Source organism: Streptomyces sp. NPDC028305, from assembly GCF_055569495.1.
Map to the genome: position 1 here is coordinate 436,200 of NZ_JBVHTN010000004.1, position 14,821 is coordinate 451,020.

Sequence of the window (14,821 nt, forward strand, 5' to 3'; positions counted from 1 at the left end):
CGCTTTCCGGCCCGGGTGATCGTCCCTGTGTATTACGAGCCTAGGAGAGCTCACTTTCGGACGCTACGCGGCCTGTGAGGCCGAACACAGAGCTCCGTACGTGATCGTCTCGTAACATTGCCGCATGTCTTCGACCGAGCAGCCGGATGCCCGCACTGTTTCCGCGGTCCCGCCCGCCCGGCCCGTTCGTCTCGGAGCGGGGGAGAAGCTGCGCACCGCGCGCCTCCCCGGCCTCACTCTCACCGTACGGTCCCGTCCGCCGGTGCGGGACGGCCTGCCGCCGGCGCTGTATGTGCACGGGCTCGGCGGCTCCTCGATGAACTGGTCGCTCCTGATGGAGCCGCTCGCCGACCTGGTGGACGGGGAAGCCCTGGACCTGCCCGGCTTCGGCGACTCCCCGCCGCCGGACGACGGCGACTACTCCATAGCCGGCCACGCCCGCGCCGTGGTCCGCTATCTCGACGCGAGCGGGCGCGGGCCCGTCCATCTGATCGGCAATTCGCTGGGCGGCGCGGTCACCACCCGTGTCGCCGCGCTGCGGCCGGACCTGGTGCGCACCCTCACCCTCGTCTCGCCCGCGCTGCCCGAGCTGCGCCCGCAGCGCACCGCGGTCCCCACCGGCCTGCTCGCGATCCCCGGCGTCACCCGGCTGTTCACCCGGCTGACCAAGGACTGGGACGCGGAGCGGCGCACCCGCGAGGTCATGGCGCTCACCTACGGCAACCCGTCGCGGGTCAGCCCGGAGCACTTCGCGATGGCGGTGGAGGAGTTCGAGCGGCGGCTCGCCCTCCCGTACTTCTGGGACGCGCTGTCCCGTTCTGCGCGCGGACTCGTCGATTCGTACACCCTCGGCGGCCAGCACTCGATGTGGCGCCAGGCCGAGCGGGTGCTGGCGCCGACGCTGCTGGTCTACGGCATGCGCGATCAGCTGGTGTCCTACCGGATGGCGGGGCGGGCCGGCGCGGCCTTCCGCGACTCGCGGCTGTTGACGCTGGTGGACGCGGGGCACGTGGCGATGATGGAGTGTCCCGAGGCAGTGGCGCGGGGGATCCGCGAGCTGCTCGACGATGTGACAGGCAGAGAACCCAGAGAAGTCAGAGAAGGCCTGGAGGGCTGGGAGGACGGCGGCCGCCGGGGCGACCCGGGGGAGCCCGCCGCCCCGGTGCCGGGCGCGGACGGGAGCGGTGCGGCGCGTGGGTAAACACAGCGCACGTGGCAGCCAGGAGGGCCGCGACCGCCCGTCCGGGCAGGCGGGCCCAGGCTCGGCCCCCGGCGGCGGGCGCGGCCCCGGCTCCGGTCCCGGCTTCGTGGAGTACACGGCCTCCGGCGCGGCTCCGGGCACCGGCCGCAGACGGCGGGTGGCGCCGGGGACCGGCGCGGACCCCGGGGTGACCCCGCCGCAGGGCGTGCCGCGGATGCGTCCGCAGGGGCCCGCGGTGCCGCGGGCCAGGGGCGGGCACCCGGAGCACCGCGAGCCGGGCGGCGGCTGGGGCGCCCTGGGCGCGCCGAGCGGGCCCGGCGGCCAGATGGGCCCCGGCGGCCAGATGGGCCCCGGCGGTCCGGTGCGGCGCGGCGGCGGTCCCGGTGGTGTGCCGGGCGGGGCGCGGGCGTCCTTCGGGGCGCGGACCGCGGGCCCGCCGGCGGGCGCGGCGGCGGGCGGCCTGATGCCCGGCCCGCGCAAGGAGTACGTGGATGCGTTCGACACGGCCGACGCCCTCGACTGCGACGGCGAGGACGTGTTCGCGGCGGGCGCCCCGGGAGCGGAGCGGAGACCGCGCCGCACCGATGTCGGCAGCGGCGCCGAGGCCGATGCCGACGACGGCGCGGAGGACGAGCCTCAGGACGTGGGCGGCAAGGGCGGCAAGGGGCGGACGTTCACCGGCGTCGCCGCCGCGGCCGTGACGACCGTGCTGGCGGTCGTGGTCGCCGGGCAGGTGGCCAACGGGCCGCAGGACGGCGGCAACACCGCACGGGCCCAGGGCGGCGCGGAGCGCACCGACGCCGCGGGCGACCGCGACGACGGGCGGGCCGGGCGGGCGGCGCCCTCCACCGCCACCCCGAGCCCGAAGGCCACCTCGTACGACGCGCTGATGGCGCGGCAGTTCCCGCTGGACCCGAAGCTGAGCGGGTCCGGGGCGTTCACCACGGTCTCCGGGCAGGACAAGGGGACCGGCCGGGGCCGGGTGTGGCGCTATCGCGTGGACGTGGAGAAGGGCCTGCCGCTGGACGGCGAGCTGTTCGCGAAGGCCGTGCACAAGACGCTCAACGACGACCGCAGTTGGGCACACGCCGGGATGCGCTCCTTCGACCGGGTCTCCTCGGGCCGGGCCGACTTCGTGATCACGCTGGCGAGCCCCGGCACCACCGCGGATTGGTGTCTGAAATCCGGCCTTGACACCACCCAGGACAACGTCTCCTGTGACTCCGCCTCCACCGAGCGCGTCATGATCAACGCCTATCGGTGGGCGCAGGGCGCGAAGACCTTCGGCGACGACAAGATGCACGCCTACCGGCAGATGCTCATCAACCACGAGGTGGGCCACCGGCTCGGCCACAACCACGAGGCATGCACCCGGCAGGGCGCGCTGGCGCCGGTGATGATGCAGCAGACCAAGTTCCTGTCGACGGACGGGGTCACCTGTCGGCCGAACGCCTGGCCGTACCCCGCCGCCGCCTCGGGCGGCGGCACCGCGAACCGATAGCGGCGGGCCGGCGAACCCGGCCCGGCCCCGCCCCCGGCTGACGTACCGGCGCCGAGCGGCATTCGACAACGCCTGACGTCATGGAAGGTCACGGGCGTTCACCCCTTCCGGTGGTGCGACGGACAACCGTCCGCCGCACCACCACCCCTCCCGCATAACGTGCTCCCGCTGCCGGACGGCGGCGCGACGGCTTGCCGACATGGGAGATCGGGGGTGCGCTCATGCGCGTGGGACTGCTCACGGAGGGTGGATATCCGTACGCGAGCGGTGAGGCGCGGCTGTGGTGCGACCGGCTGGTGCGGGGGCTCGCCCAGCACGAGTTCGAGGTCTACGCGCTCAGCCGCGGCGCCCGCCAGGCGGCGGGGGGCTTCATGGAGCTGCCCGACTCGGTGCGGCGGGTCCGTACGGCGCCGCTGTGGGGGGAGCGCCGGGACGGGGGGTCCTACGGGCGGCGCGAACGGCGGCGGTTCGCCGAGTGCTTCGGGGAGCTGGCGGCGGCCATCAGCGCGCCGGGCGGGCCCGGCAGTACGGGCGGTCCCGACGCCCCCGACGGTCCCGGCGTCCCCGGGGCCGCCACAGGCCAGGCGGACCGTTTCGCCAGCGGCCTGTACGGGCTCGCCGAGCTGGCCCGGGAGCGCGGCGGGCTGCCCGCCGCGCTCCGCTCCGAGACGGCCGTGCGCGCCCTGGAGCGGGCCTGCCACACCCCCGGTGCGCTCCAGGGCGCGCACCGGGTGCGGGTCGCCGACCTGCTGACCGTGGCCGGAGCGCTGGAGCGCGCGCTGCGCCCGCTGTCGCTCGACTGGTACGGCGACGGGTCCGCCCCGGCCGGGGCCGGGGCGGACCCGGGCCTGTCCGGGGTGGATCTGTGCCACGCCGCCTCGGCGGGCCCGGCCGCGCTCCCGGGGCTGCTGGCCCGGCGCTTCTTCGGCACCCCCCTCCTGATCACCGAGTACGGCGTCCGGCTGCGCGAGTACTACCTGGCGACCGCGGCCCGTCCCGCCGCGCCCCGAGGCGCGGCCCTCTCCGGGCCGGTGCGGACGCTGCTCGCCTCGTTCCAGGGCCGGCTGGCCGCCGAGGCGTACGCCCGCGCCGCGCTGATCACCCCCGGCAACGCCCATGCGCGCCGCTGGCAGGAGCGCTGCGGCGCCGCCCCGGAGCGGCTGCGCACCGTCTACCCGGGCATGGACGCCGACCGCTTCGCCGAGGTCGGCGAGCGCGGCGCGGGCACGGAATCAGGCGGGGGCCGGAGCGGGGGCGCCGGGGCGCGGGCCGACGACGGCTGGACGCTGGTGTGGCTGGGCCGGCTCGAACCCGCCAAGGACGTCGTGGCGCTGCTGCACGCCTTCGCCCAGGTGCGGCGGGCGGTGCCCCGGGCGCGGCTGCGCCTCGTCGAGACCGGGCCCGCCGCCCCCACCGTCGGGGGCTACCCGGCCCACTGCCGCGCCCTCGCCGCCCACCTCTTCCCCGACGAGGCCGCGGACGCCCACACGGTCGGCGACAACCCCGTCTCCTTCGAGCGCCTCGGCGACCCGGAGCTGCCGACCGCGGCGGACGCCTACGCGGCGGGCAGCGTCGTGGTGCTGTCCAGCGTCGTCGAGGGCTTCCCGGTCGGGCTGGTGGAGGCCATGTTCTGCGGGCGCGCCACGGCGTCGACCGACGTCGGCGCGGTGTGCGAGGTCATCGGCGGCACCGGCCTGGTGGTGCCGCCGCGCAATCCGCGGGCGCTCGGCGACGCCTGCCTGGAGCTTCTCGCCGACCCCGCCCGCCGGGAGCGCCTGGGCGCCGCGGCGCGCGCCCGTGCGCTTGAGCTCTTCACCGCCGAGCAGAACGTGGCGGCGTTCCGCGGCATCTATCTGGAGCTGATGTCGCACTGCCCGGTGCGCCGCGAGGAGTTCGGCCCGGACGGCGAGCCCGTGCCCTTCGCCCGCCCGGCCGAGGCCCATATCCCCGGCCGCTGGGCGGCCATCCGCCGCCCCGGCCCCGCGCCCGACGACCACATCCCCAGCTGGGCCGCCGCACGGCCCGGCAGCGACACCGGACCCGGACCCGAACCCCTGGGCGTGGGCCCGTGCGCCCCCCTGCCGGGGGAGGCGCGCCCATGACCCGGCCGGGCCCCGCCGCCCCGGGGGACGTCCCGCGGCCGTCGGACGCCGCTGCCGAAGCGGCCCCCCATCTTTCCGGGGATGCCGCGCCCGTCGGCCGGGGGTCGGCGGATCCGGTGCGGGCGTTGATACACCGTCACCACGAGCTGTGCGCGTACGCCGTCGACCCGCTGGAGATCGCCGCCGGTCTGGAGGCCCACGGCGTGACGGACCGCACCGCCGCCCGCTTCCGCCACCGTGACGTCTTCTCGCTCGCCGAGGAGCTGTACGCGCGCGTCCCCCGCGAAGACCGCGAGGACGACGTCCCAGGCGTCCCAGGCGCCCCAGGCGGCCCGGCGGCCGCGCCGCCGCGCGGGCGGGCCTGCGGCGGATACGCCCTGGGCGCGCTGCACCTGGTGCCCGGTGTGCTGGGCGCGGCGGTCGTCGTCTGGCTCGCCAGGGCGCAGGACGCGGCGCCGGGGGCGCGGGTGGCCGCCGGGGCGGGTGGGGCGGTGCTGGCGGGGGCCGCGCTGTGGCTGTGCCTGGCGCGCGGGCCGCTGAAGGCGCGGGGCGGCGGGTTCGCCGGGCGGCCGGCCGGGCTGCTCCGCGCCGGCTGGCTCGTCGCGTACGCCCTCTGCGGCGACTGGCTGCTGGCCGGGGTGCGTACCGGTGTGTGGCGGCCGTATGGCGCCGCGCCCGCCGACCGGCCCCTCGCCGCAGAGGCGGTTGTCGTCCTCGCCCTCGCCGTCGCGCCCGCCGCGTGGTGCGCGCGCTGGTTCGCGCGGCGGGCACGCCGGAGGCTGGCGGCCAGCCGTGGGCTCGAGGAGTTCGCGGCGGGGGCGCGGCCCTTGCTCGCGGGCACGGTGGCGCTGTTCCTCTGCGCCCTGCCGCCCCTGGTGTTCGCGGTCCGGCTCGCGCTGCCGCTGCCCGGCCGCCCGCCCGGGGCCGTCCCGGCGGCGGACGCGGCGGCCGCGTCCGACAGCGCCGTGGTGACCGTGTGCGTCCTGCTGTTCGTCGCCCGGCTGCTCGCCGTCCACGGCTTCCGCGGGGCCGCGGCCGCCGGCACCGCCGTGGCCTGTGCGGCCGAGGCGGCGGTGCTGGCCGGTGCCGCGGCCGGCCGGCTGCCGGGCGGCGGGCGGTTCGCCGAGGCGGTGGCGTGGGCCTCGGCCGCCTGCGCACCCGCCGCCATCCCGGCCGCGATCTGCGGCGCCACCGCCCTCGCGCTGCTGGCGTACGCGTTCGCCGCGCTCTCCCGCGCCTCGGCCCACTCCCCGTACGCCGCCGCCTCCGACGTTTCCGAACTCGCCGCCCCCCTCCGCCCCACCACCACAAGGAGCACATGACATGCGCGACGACATGACCGACCCACAGCCCCGGGAGCGTGGCCGATGAGAGTTCTGCTGCTCGGCTCCGGGGGATATCTCGGCCGCTATGTCGCCGAACACCTGCTCGCCGACCCCGCCGTCCAGCTCACCGCGCTCGGCCGCGGCGACGACGCGGATGTGCGGTTCGACCTGTCCACCGGGAGCCCCGGCGCGCTGACCCGCTTCCTCAACGCCGTCCACCCCGGAGTGGTGATCAACTGCGCGGGCGCGACCCGCGGCGGGGCGCGCGAGCTGACCCGGCACAACACCGTGGCCGTCGCCACGATCTGCGAGTCGCTGCGTCGCAGCGGCTGCGGCGCCCGCCTGGTCCAGCTCGGCTGTTCCGCCGAGTACGGGCCGTCCCAGCCGGGCTCGTCGACGGCCGAGGACGCGGTTCCGCGCCCCGGTGGCCCGTACGGGGTGAGCAAGCTGGCCGCGACCGAGCTGGTGCTGGGGTCCGGCCTGGACGCGGTGGTGCTGCGCGTCTTCTCTCCGGTCGGGCCCGGCACCCCGGCCGGCTCGCCGCTGGGCCGGCTGGCCGAGGCGATGCGCCGCGCCATGCAGGCCGGGGACGGCGAGCTGAAGCTGAGCGGCCTCGGGGTGCAGCGGGACTTCGTGGACGTACGGGACGTGGCGCGGGCGGTGCACGCGGCCTCGCTCTCGGCCGCGCAGGGGGTCGTCAACATCGGCACCGGGCGGGCCGTCCGGCTGCGCGACGCGGCCGCCGTGCTCGCCCGGGTGGCGGGCTACGGCGGCACCCTGCACGAGATCGACGGCCCGCCCGGGCGCGGGCCGCTGCACCACATCCCCGCGGCGGCGGGCCCGGCCGGGCCCGGGGTCGAGCACGTGGGCGGCGCGTATCCGTACCCGGACGGCTGCGGCAGCTGGCAGCAGGCGGATGTGCGCACCGCGCGCGACCGGCTCGGCTGGCGCTCCAGGATCGGTCTGGAGGAGTCGCTGGCCGACATCTGGATGGAGGCGGCGTGCCGCATCTGACGGCCGGCGGCGCTGCCCGGGTGCTGGGACGGATCCGTCTCGCGGACCGGACCGCCCGTCTCGGAATGAGATGGGCCATGGCAGTGTTACGAGGAGAAGAACCCTGCTCCCACTCATTACGGAGTCCCCGTGTCGCTGCCACCCCTGGTCGAGCCGGCCGCCGAGCTCACCGTCGACGAGGTCCGCAGGTATTCGCGCCATCTGATCATCCCTGATGTGGGGATGGACGGGCAGAAGCGGCTGAAGAACGCCAAGGTGCTGTGTGTGGGCGCGGGCGGTCTCGGCTCGCCCGCGCTGATGTACCTCGCCGCGGCCGGTGTCGGCACCCTCGGCATCGTGGAGTTCGACGAGGTCGACGAGTCCAATCTGCAGCGCCAGATCATCCACAGCCAGGCGGACATCGGCCGCTCCAAGGCGGAGTCCGCGCGCGACTCGGTGCTCGGCATCAACCCGTATGTGAAGGTCGTGCTGCACGAGGAGCGCCTCGAGGCCGACAACGTGATGGAGATCTTCTCCCAGTACGACCTGATCGTGGACGGCACCGACAACTTCGCCACCCGCTATCTGGTCAACGACGCGTGCGTGCTGCTGAACAAGCCGTATGTGTGGGGGTCGATCTACCGCTTCGACGGCCAGGCGTCGGTCTTCTGGTCCGAGCACGGTCCCTGCTACCGCTGCCTCTACCCGGAGCCCCCGCCGCCCGGCATGGTCCCCTCCTGCGCCGAGGGCGGCGTGCTCGGCGTGCTGTGCGCCTCCATCGGCTCGATCCAGGTCACCGAGGCCATCAAGGTGCTCACCGGCACCGGCGAGCCGCTGGTCGGCCGCCTGATGATCTACGACGCCCTGGAGATGACCTACCGCCAGGTCAAGGTCCGCAAGGACCCCGACTGCGCGGTCTGCGGCGAGAACCCCACCGTCACCGAGCTCATCGACTACGAGGCCTTCTGCGGCGTCGTGTCGGAGGAGGCCCAGGAGGCGGCGGCCGGCTCGACGATCACTCCCAAGCAGCTCAAGGAGTGGATCGACGACGGCGAGAACATCGACATCATCGATGTCCGCGAGCCGAACGAGTACGAGATCGTCTCGATCCCCGGCGCCCGGCTGATCCCGAAGAACGAGTTCCTGATGGGCAGCGCCCTCCAGGACCTTCCGCAGGACAAGAAGATCGTCTTGCATTGCAAGACGGGTGTCCGATCGGCGGAAGTCCTGGCCGTCCTGAAGTCCGCGGGCTTCGCGGACGCGGTCCATGTGGGCGGCGGCGTCATCGGCTGGGTCCACCAGATCGAGCCCGAGAAGCCCGTCTACTGACCCGAGGCTTGTGTGCCACGGGGCCCGCACCGTCGAGGACGGTGCGGGCCCCTGTGCGCAGGCGCTACGAGCAGACCTTGCCGTCCGCCGGCACCTTCCCGTTCAGCAGGTAGTCGTTCACGGTCTTCGTGGTGCACGTGTTGCCGCCGCCGCCGTTGTACGCGCCGTGGCCCTCGCCCTTGTTGGTGAGCTCCACGCCGACGCCCTTGCCCAGTTCCTGGACCATCTTCCGGGCGCCCTCGTACGGCGTGGCCGGGTCGCCGGTGTTGCCCACGACCAGGATCGGAGCCGAGCCCGGGGCGCTGACCTCGGGGTGCTCGGTCTTGCCCGTCACCGGCCAGTCCATGCACGAGAGCATGCCCCAGGCCAGGAACTCGCCGAAGACCGGGGAGGCCTTGCGGTACTCGGGTAGCTTCGCCTTCACATCGGCGACCGTGTAGCGCTGCTTGTCGTCCGCACAGTTGATGGCGACGTTGGCGGCGTTGATGTTGCTGTAGCCGCCGTTCTCGTCGCGGCCGGCCATGGAGTCCGACAGCAGGAGCAGCATGTTGCCCTGCTTGGCCTGGAGGGCCTCGGTCAGCCCCAGCGTCAGGTACTGCCAGGTGTCCTTGCTGTACAGCGCGGCGGCTATGCCGCCCACGGCCTGGTCCTGGGTGAGCTCGCGGCCGCTCCTGGTGGGCAGCGGCTGCTTGTCGAGCCTGGCCAGCAGCGTGGTGATCGTCTTCTCGGCCTGGTCGGGGTCGTCGCCGACCGGACAGGCGAGCCCCTTCTTGGCGCAGTCCTTCAGATAGTTGTCCAAGGCGAGCTGGAACCCCTTCGCCTGGCCGAGGTTGCTCCGCTCCGGGTCCTCGGTCGGGTCGACCACGGCGTCGAAGACGGCGCGCCCCACGTTCTTGGGGTAGAGGTGGGCGTAGACGCCGCCCAGCTCGGTGCCGTAGGAGATGCCGAAGTAGTGCAGCTTCTTGTCGCCGAGCACCTCCCGCATGAGATCCATGTCGCGGGCCGCGCTGACGGTGTCCACATGCGGGAGCACCTTGGCGGAGTTCTTCTCGCACGCGGCTATGAAGTTCTTCTGGTCCGCCGTCGCGGCCGCGATCTCGGCGGCGTCGTCGGGCGAGCCGTCCACGGAGTCGGAGGCGTCGAGTTCCTTGTCGCTCAGGCATTTCACGCCCGCGCTCTCCCCGACCCCGCGCGGGTCGAAGCTCACCAGGTCGTAGCGGGCGCCCAGGCGTTCGTAGTCGTCGGCGAAGCCGGGGAGGGTGGAGACCCCGGAGCCGCCGGGGCCGCCGAAGTTGAAGATGAGCGAGCCGATCCGCTTGCCCGGATCGGTGGCCTTGGAACGGATCAGGGCGAGGTCGATCGTCTCGCCCTCGGGCTTGGCGTAGTCCAGCGGGGCGCGCAGGGTGGCGCACTGCCAGTCGCTGCCCGGGGCCTCGCCGCTGCCCTGCATGGTGGTGGGCGCGGGGCAGGACTTCCAGTTCAGCTTCTGTCCGGTGAGCGAGGTGGGCAGGCCGGAGGCGGATGGTCCGTCGGACGACGAGGAGGGGGCGGAGGAGGCATTGTCCTTGCTGTTTTCGCCGCCGTTGTCGTCGTTGCAGCCGGCGACGGCGGTGAGTGCGACCACGACGGTCGCGCAGACCAGTGCCCTGGCCCGTATGGTGCGTATGGAACTCGACATAGCCGAGGATCCTATGAGCACGGTATGACCCGGAAGGTGCAGGTCCCTTCTCGATTCGGTCACAGGTTCCGGAACGTCGGGTGTGGATTCCGGTACGGAACCGGGCCCGCTAGCCACAGACCTTGCCGTTCGCCGGCACCTTGCCGCGCAGCAGATAGTCGTTGACCGTACGGCGCACACAGGCGTTGCCGCTGTCGTACGCGCCGTGCCCCTCGCCCCGGTACGTCAGTTCCACCCCGACGCCCGGGCCCAGCTCCTGGGCCATCTTGCGGGCGCCCGCGTACGGCGTGGCCGGGTCGCCGGTGTTGCCGACGACCAGGATCGGCGCGGCGCCCGGGGCACTGACGTCCGGGGTGCGCCAGGCGCCGTGCACCGGCCAGCCGGAGCACTGGGTGAGGCCCCAGGCCAGCGAGTCGCCGAAGACCGGGGACGCCTTGCGGAACTCGGGCAGCCTCGCCTTCACATCGGCGACCGTGTAGCGCTGTTTGAAGTCGGCGCAGGTGATAGCGGCGAGGGAGGACTGAAGGGTGCTGTAGCGGCCGTCCGGGCTGCGGCCGTTCATGGCGTCGCCGAGGGCCAGCAGGATCTTGCCGTCGCCCTGTTCGGCGTCCGCCATGCCCTCGGTGAGGTACGGCCAGAAGTCGCGCGAGTACAGCGACTGCGCGATGCCCCCGCCGGCCAGCGACTCGGTCAGCTTGCGCCCGCCGATGCCGGGCAGCGGGCGCTGGTCGAGCTTCTTCAGCAGCCCGCGGATCTCCGCCTGGGTGGGGCAGCTGGAGCCGCCGCCGCTGCCGCCGGCGCACGCCTTCATGTAGTCGCCCAGCGCCAGCTGAAAGCCCTTCGCCTGGCCGAGGGCGCCCTGCTCGGGGTTCTGCGTCGGGTCGACCACGCCGTCGAAGAGCGCGCGCCCCACCTTCTTGGGGAACAGATGGGCGTAGACGCCGCCCAGTTCGGTGCCGTACGAGACGCCGAAGTAGTGCAGCTTCTTGTCGCCGAGGACGCTGCGCATGAGATCCATGTCACGGGCCGCGTTGGCGGTGCCGACATACGGAAGCACTTTTCCGGAGCGCTTCTCACAGGCCGCGGCGAACTTCTTGCCGCGGCCCACAAGGGCGTTCACTTCCGTCTTGTCGTCCGGGGTCGAGTCGGCCGCGAAGAAGGCGTCGAGCTGCTTGTCGCTCAGACATCTCACCCCGCTGCTGAGACCGACCCCGCGCGGATCGAAGCTGACCAGGTCATAGCGGGTGCGCAGCTCCTTGTAGCCCCTCGCGAAAGCGGGCAGGGCGGCGACGCCGGAGCCCCCGGGGCCGCCGAAGTTGAAGATGAGCGAGCCGATGCGGCGGCGCTGGTCGGTGGCCTTGGCGCGGATCATGGCGATGCCGAGGGTCTCCCCGTGCGGCTTGCGGTAGTCCAGCGGGACGTGGAGCGTCGCGCACTCCCACTGCTTGCCGGGGGCCTTGGTGGTGGCCCCGTCCTCGCTGTTGTCGGGGGCGTGACAGGTGGACCACTTCAGCTTCTGGTGGGCCGAGGTGTCCGGCCGCTCGTCGCCGCCCGTTCCGCAGCCCACGGCGGCGGCCAGCAGCAGGGCGACGGCGGACGGCGCACCGGCGCGTACGGGTCGGGACACGGCGCTCTCCGGGGGTGGGGGCGTGGTGCCATCCTCCGGCGCGCCCGGGCCCGGCGCGCGCGGTGCGGGCGTACGGGTGATCCGTGCCCGGGCACCAAAGGGCTCCGTGCCCGGGCCCCCTACAGGGCCTCTTTGCGGGTGAGGTGGGTGAAGGCCAGCCAGCCCGGCAGCACCGGCAGCCAGAAGACCATCAGCCGGAAGAGGAGCACCGCGGGCGCGGCGATCTCGTACGGCAGCCCGGCCAGCGTCAGACCCGCGATCAGCGCCGCCTCGACAGCCCCCACGCCGCCCGGGGTGGGCGCCGCCGACCCAATGGCGTTGCCCGCGAGGAAGACCACCGCGATGCTCGCGTAGCTCATGTCGCCGCCGAACGCCCGGATCGAGGAGTCGAGGCAGAGCACGTTGGCCGCGGTCAGCAGCAGCATCCCGCCGATCCCGGCCAGCAGCTTCCTGGGCCGCTGGAGCACGTCCAGCATGCGCGGGACGACGCCCGCGAACAGGGACCGCAGGCGGGTGGACACAAACTTCCGCAAGCCCGGGATCGCGGCCACCACGAGCGCGAGCACCGCGGCCGTCAGCAGCCCGGCGATCACGGTGCGGGACGGCGAGAGGGTCGGGGTGCGCTCGGTCCCGGTGATGTAGCCGAAGGCCAGCAGCAGCAGGATGTGGCTGGCGAGGCCGAACAGCTGGGACGCGCCGACGCTGGCCACCGCCAGCCCGGGCCGCACCCCGGCGCGCTGGAGGAAGCGGGCGTTGAGCGCGACCCCGCCGACCGCGGCGGGCGCCACCAGCTTCACGAACGACGCGGCGACCTGCGCCAGCACGGTGCGCCCGAACGGCACCTTCTCCGGCACGAAGCCGAGCAGGGCCAGCGCCGCCGCGATGTACGTCAGCGCCGAGGACAGCAGGGCGGCGATCACCCAGATCCAGTTGGCCTCGCCGACCACCGTGCCCAGCTTGATGTGGGTGAACTGGGACAGCAGGAAGTACGCGGCGAAGGCGCCCGCGCAGAAGCTGACCAGCGTGCGCGGCTTGATGCGCTCCAGCCGCACCGGCTCTATCGGCGCCTGCGGCCTGATCAGCAGCACCTGGCGGCGGATCTGGGAGAGCAGGTCCTCCTCCCGGGCCACCTCCACGGCCTCGTCGATCGCCCGCTTCTCGGCCTGCTTCTCGGCCTTGAGCGCCTTGCGGTCGACCGCCGCCGTGTCCACCCGGCGCCCCACCTCCTCGGCGGGGACGGCCTTGGCCGCCTCCTCGGCCTGCTTCGCCTCCTTGGCCTCCTTCGCGGCGCGCGAGGCCTCCACGACGGCTTCCCGGTAGCGCTGCGCGCGCTCGCGCGCCAGCTGGCGCAGCGTCGCGCGGGTGCTGCGGTGGAGGGCGAGAGGCTGGAGCAGCGGAAGGCTGTCGGCCACCGCGTCCGGGCCGAGGACCGCGACCGCGGCGGCGACGGACCGCTCCGCGCCGACCCGCAGGCCGAAGGTGGTGAGCAGCTGCGCGACGTCCATCCGCAGCACCACGTCGCCGGCCGCGATCTCGCCGCCGCGCAGATCGGTCAGCACGATGGTGCCGGAGCGGTCCACCAGCAGCGCGTCGCCGTCCAGCCGGCGGTGGGCGATGCGGCGCGACTGGAGGGCCTGGACCTGGCGCCAGGCCCCGGCCATCAGCTCGTCGGTGACCGCCGCGTCGGGCAGCGCGTTGAGCGGGCGGCCGCCGATGTGCTCGTAGACCAGCATCACGGCGTCCGGGCCGAGCTCGGAGGTGGCGATCAGCTTCGGCGCGTTGGCGCCGGCCGCGATGGCCGCGTAGGACAGCAGCGCCTCCTGCTCGAGGGCCTGGCGCAGCGACTGGAGGCTGCGCGGCGGGGTGATGGTGCGCAGCGTCAGCCGCTGCCAGAGGCGGTAGAAGAAGCCCTGGGCCTGCTGCTCGCGGTCCACGACGGTGACGTCCAGCGGCGGGCCGTCCTCGAGGGTGACCAGATAGCGGCGGCCCCGGTCGTTGTGGTTCCCGTGCTCGCCGTCGGCGGAGCCGGAATCGTCGTATCGCAGCGCGCTGACCGGCGCGAAGCCGACCCGGCGCAGCCCGGCGAGCAGATGCTGGCCGGTGGGGCGCACGTTCGGGGAGCCGACGGCGTACAGCGTGCCGTAGGCCACGGTCCAGCCGATCAGCACCGTGATGATGATCGAGAACGGTGTGGTGTAGCCGCCCACCAGCACCGCGAAGGCGTCGAGCAGCAGCACGAACCACATGGCCACCCGCCAGCGCGGGCGGCGGGCCATGCCGACGGCCGTCATATAGGCGATGACGGGTGCGAGATAGCCGTGGACGGGGTCGCTGAGGGTGCCGCCGGGCGCGGGCTGGGTGAGCGCCTCGCGGATCGAGTCGGGGGCGCCGCGGGCCACCCACAGGTCGGTGGCCAGGGACACGCCATGGGCGAGGACCGCGGCCAGCACGCCGTCGGCGATCCGCAGTCCGTCGCGTTTGATCAGCCGCTCGATGGCGAAGGCCATCGGGAGGAGGAGCACCGCGACGCTGGCCGCCAGGCCCGCGAAGTCGATCAGCAGCGTGGGCGCCTGGTTGGCGCCGTGGCCGATGTCCTTCTCCAGGCCGGCGGTGGTGCCGTGGGCGAAGGCCGCGATGGCCAGCACGACGCCGATGCCCAGGATCCCGAGCAGCAGCCGCATCAGGTCGAAGGGGCGGTGGACCCGGGCGGGGAGCAGAGGCTCGTCGCCCGACACGCGGTCGACGGGCGGCTGGGGGGTGTCGCAGTCGTTCATCTCGGAGGTCTTGTCGCCGGTCTCGCGAGCCTCACGAGTCTCGGGAGCCTCAGGGGCGGACGGCTCCGGCTCGGGCGCCTCGGGCCGTGACGCTTCGTGGTCGGACGTCTCTGGCTTCGGCTCTCGCTTCGAGGGCTCTCGCTTCTTGGCGCGGGGCAGCGCCTTGGGGGAGCGGGCCTCCCCTTCCGGAGGCTGCGCACCCTGCTGCTCGGCTGTCTCTTCTTGATCTCGTATCACCAGTCACCGCCCGGAAGATGGTGGCATGCCCGGGCTGAGCAGGTGGGCATCAGG

General features: G+C 74.0%; 9 protein-coding genes. 6 read left to right on the forward strand and 3 right to left on the reverse strand.

The window, feature by feature from the left end; translation table 11 throughout:
- Nucleotides 1-124 precede the first annotated feature (124 nt).
- The 6 genes from ACZ4WQ_RS18260 to moeZ all read left to right on the forward strand — a co-directional run bounded on the left by ACZ4WQ_RS18260 (nucleotide 125) and on the right by moeZ (nucleotide 8,451).
- On the forward strand, nucleotides 125-1,201 hold the full coding sequence (locus ACZ4WQ_RS18260; protein WP_385349899.1) for an alpha/beta fold hydrolase: 1,077 nt from the start codon (nucleotides 125-127) through the stop codon (nucleotides 1,199-1,201).
- Nucleotides 1,185-2,702 (forward strand): DUF3152 domain-containing protein, encoded by a 1,518-nt coding sequence (locus tag ACZ4WQ_RS18265; RefSeq protein ID WP_398371180.1) that lies wholly within the window; start codon nucleotides 1,185-1,187, stop codon nucleotides 2,700-2,702. Before ACZ4WQ_RS18260 ends, ACZ4WQ_RS18265 begins: the two co-directional genes overlap by 17 nt.
- A gap of 221 nt (nucleotides 2,703-2,923) precedes the next feature.
- Nucleotides 2,924-4,804: a DUF3492 domain-containing protein gene (locus ACZ4WQ_RS18270; RefSeq protein ID WP_385349893.1), complete on the forward strand. Its 1,881-nt coding sequence runs from the start codon at nucleotides 2,924-2,926 to the stop codon at nucleotides 4,802-4,804.
- Nucleotides 4,801-6,126: a hypothetical protein gene (locus ACZ4WQ_RS18275; protein ID WP_398371182.1), complete on the forward strand. Its 1,326-nt coding sequence runs from the start codon at nucleotides 4,801-4,803 to the stop codon at nucleotides 6,124-6,126. Before ACZ4WQ_RS18270 ends, ACZ4WQ_RS18275 begins: the two co-directional genes overlap by 4 nt.
- Nucleotides 6,127-6,171: 45 nt before the next feature.
- Nucleotides 6,172-7,143 carry an NAD-dependent epimerase/dehydratase family protein gene (locus ACZ4WQ_RS18280; protein ID WP_311727667.1) on the forward strand — a complete coding sequence of 324 codons (972 nt, stop codon included), beginning with the start codon at nucleotides 6,172-6,174 and terminating at the stop codon, nucleotides 7,141-7,143.
- Between the two features lie 129 nt (nucleotides 7,144-7,272).
- Complete coding sequence (gene moeZ / locus ACZ4WQ_RS18285) at nucleotides 7,273-8,451, forward strand: adenylyltransferase/sulfurtransferase MoeZ (protein WP_311727668.1); 1,179 nt, start codon at nucleotides 7,273-7,275, stop codon at nucleotides 8,449-8,451.
- A 64-nt stretch (nucleotides 8,452-8,515) separates the two neighbouring features.
- Here the strand turns inward: moeZ and ACZ4WQ_RS18290 are convergent, their stop codons facing one another.
- The 3 genes from ACZ4WQ_RS18290 to ACZ4WQ_RS18300 form a co-directional block, all read right to left on the reverse strand.
- Nucleotides 8,516-10,129: an alpha/beta hydrolase gene (locus tag ACZ4WQ_RS18290; protein WP_398371185.1), complete on the reverse strand. Its 1,614-nt coding sequence runs from the start codon at nucleotides 10,127-10,129 to the stop codon at nucleotides 8,516-8,518.
- Between the two features lie 109 nt (nucleotides 10,130-10,238).
- Nucleotides 10,239-11,756, reverse strand: coding sequence for an alpha/beta hydrolase (locus ACZ4WQ_RS18295; RefSeq protein ID WP_398371187.1), 1,518 nt, complete (start codon nucleotides 11,754-11,756; stop codon nucleotides 10,239-10,241).
- 119 nt (nucleotides 11,757-11,875) lie between these two features.
- Nucleotides 11,876-14,767 carry a lysylphosphatidylglycerol synthase transmembrane domain-containing protein gene (locus ACZ4WQ_RS18300; protein ID WP_394816822.1) on the reverse strand — a complete coding sequence of 964 codons (2,892 nt, stop codon included), beginning with the start codon at nucleotides 14,765-14,767 and terminating at the stop codon, nucleotides 11,876-11,878.
- Between the last annotated feature and the right edge of the window lie 54 nt (nucleotides 14,768-14,821).

Coding starts and splice junctions, on each gene's coding strand:
- ACZ4WQ_RS18280 (WP_311727667.1), top strand. CDS start 6,172: ATGAGAGTTCTGCTGCTCGGCTCCGGGGGATATCTCGGCCGCTATGTC.
- ACZ4WQ_RS18290 (WP_398371185.1), bottom strand. CDS start 10,129: ATGTCGAGTTCCATACGCACCATACGGGCCAGGGCACTGGTCTGCGCG.
- ACZ4WQ_RS18270 (WP_385349893.1), top strand. CDS start 2,924: ATGCGCGTGGGACTGCTCACGGAGGGTGGATATCCGTACGCGAGCGGT.
- ACZ4WQ_RS18275 (WP_398371182.1), top strand. CDS start 4,801: ATGACCCGGCCGGGCCCCGCCGCCCCGGGGGACGTCCCGCGGCCGTCG.
- ACZ4WQ_RS18260 (WP_385349899.1), top strand. CDS start 125: ATGTCTTCGACCGAGCAGCCGGATGCCCGCACTGTTTCCGCGGTCCCG.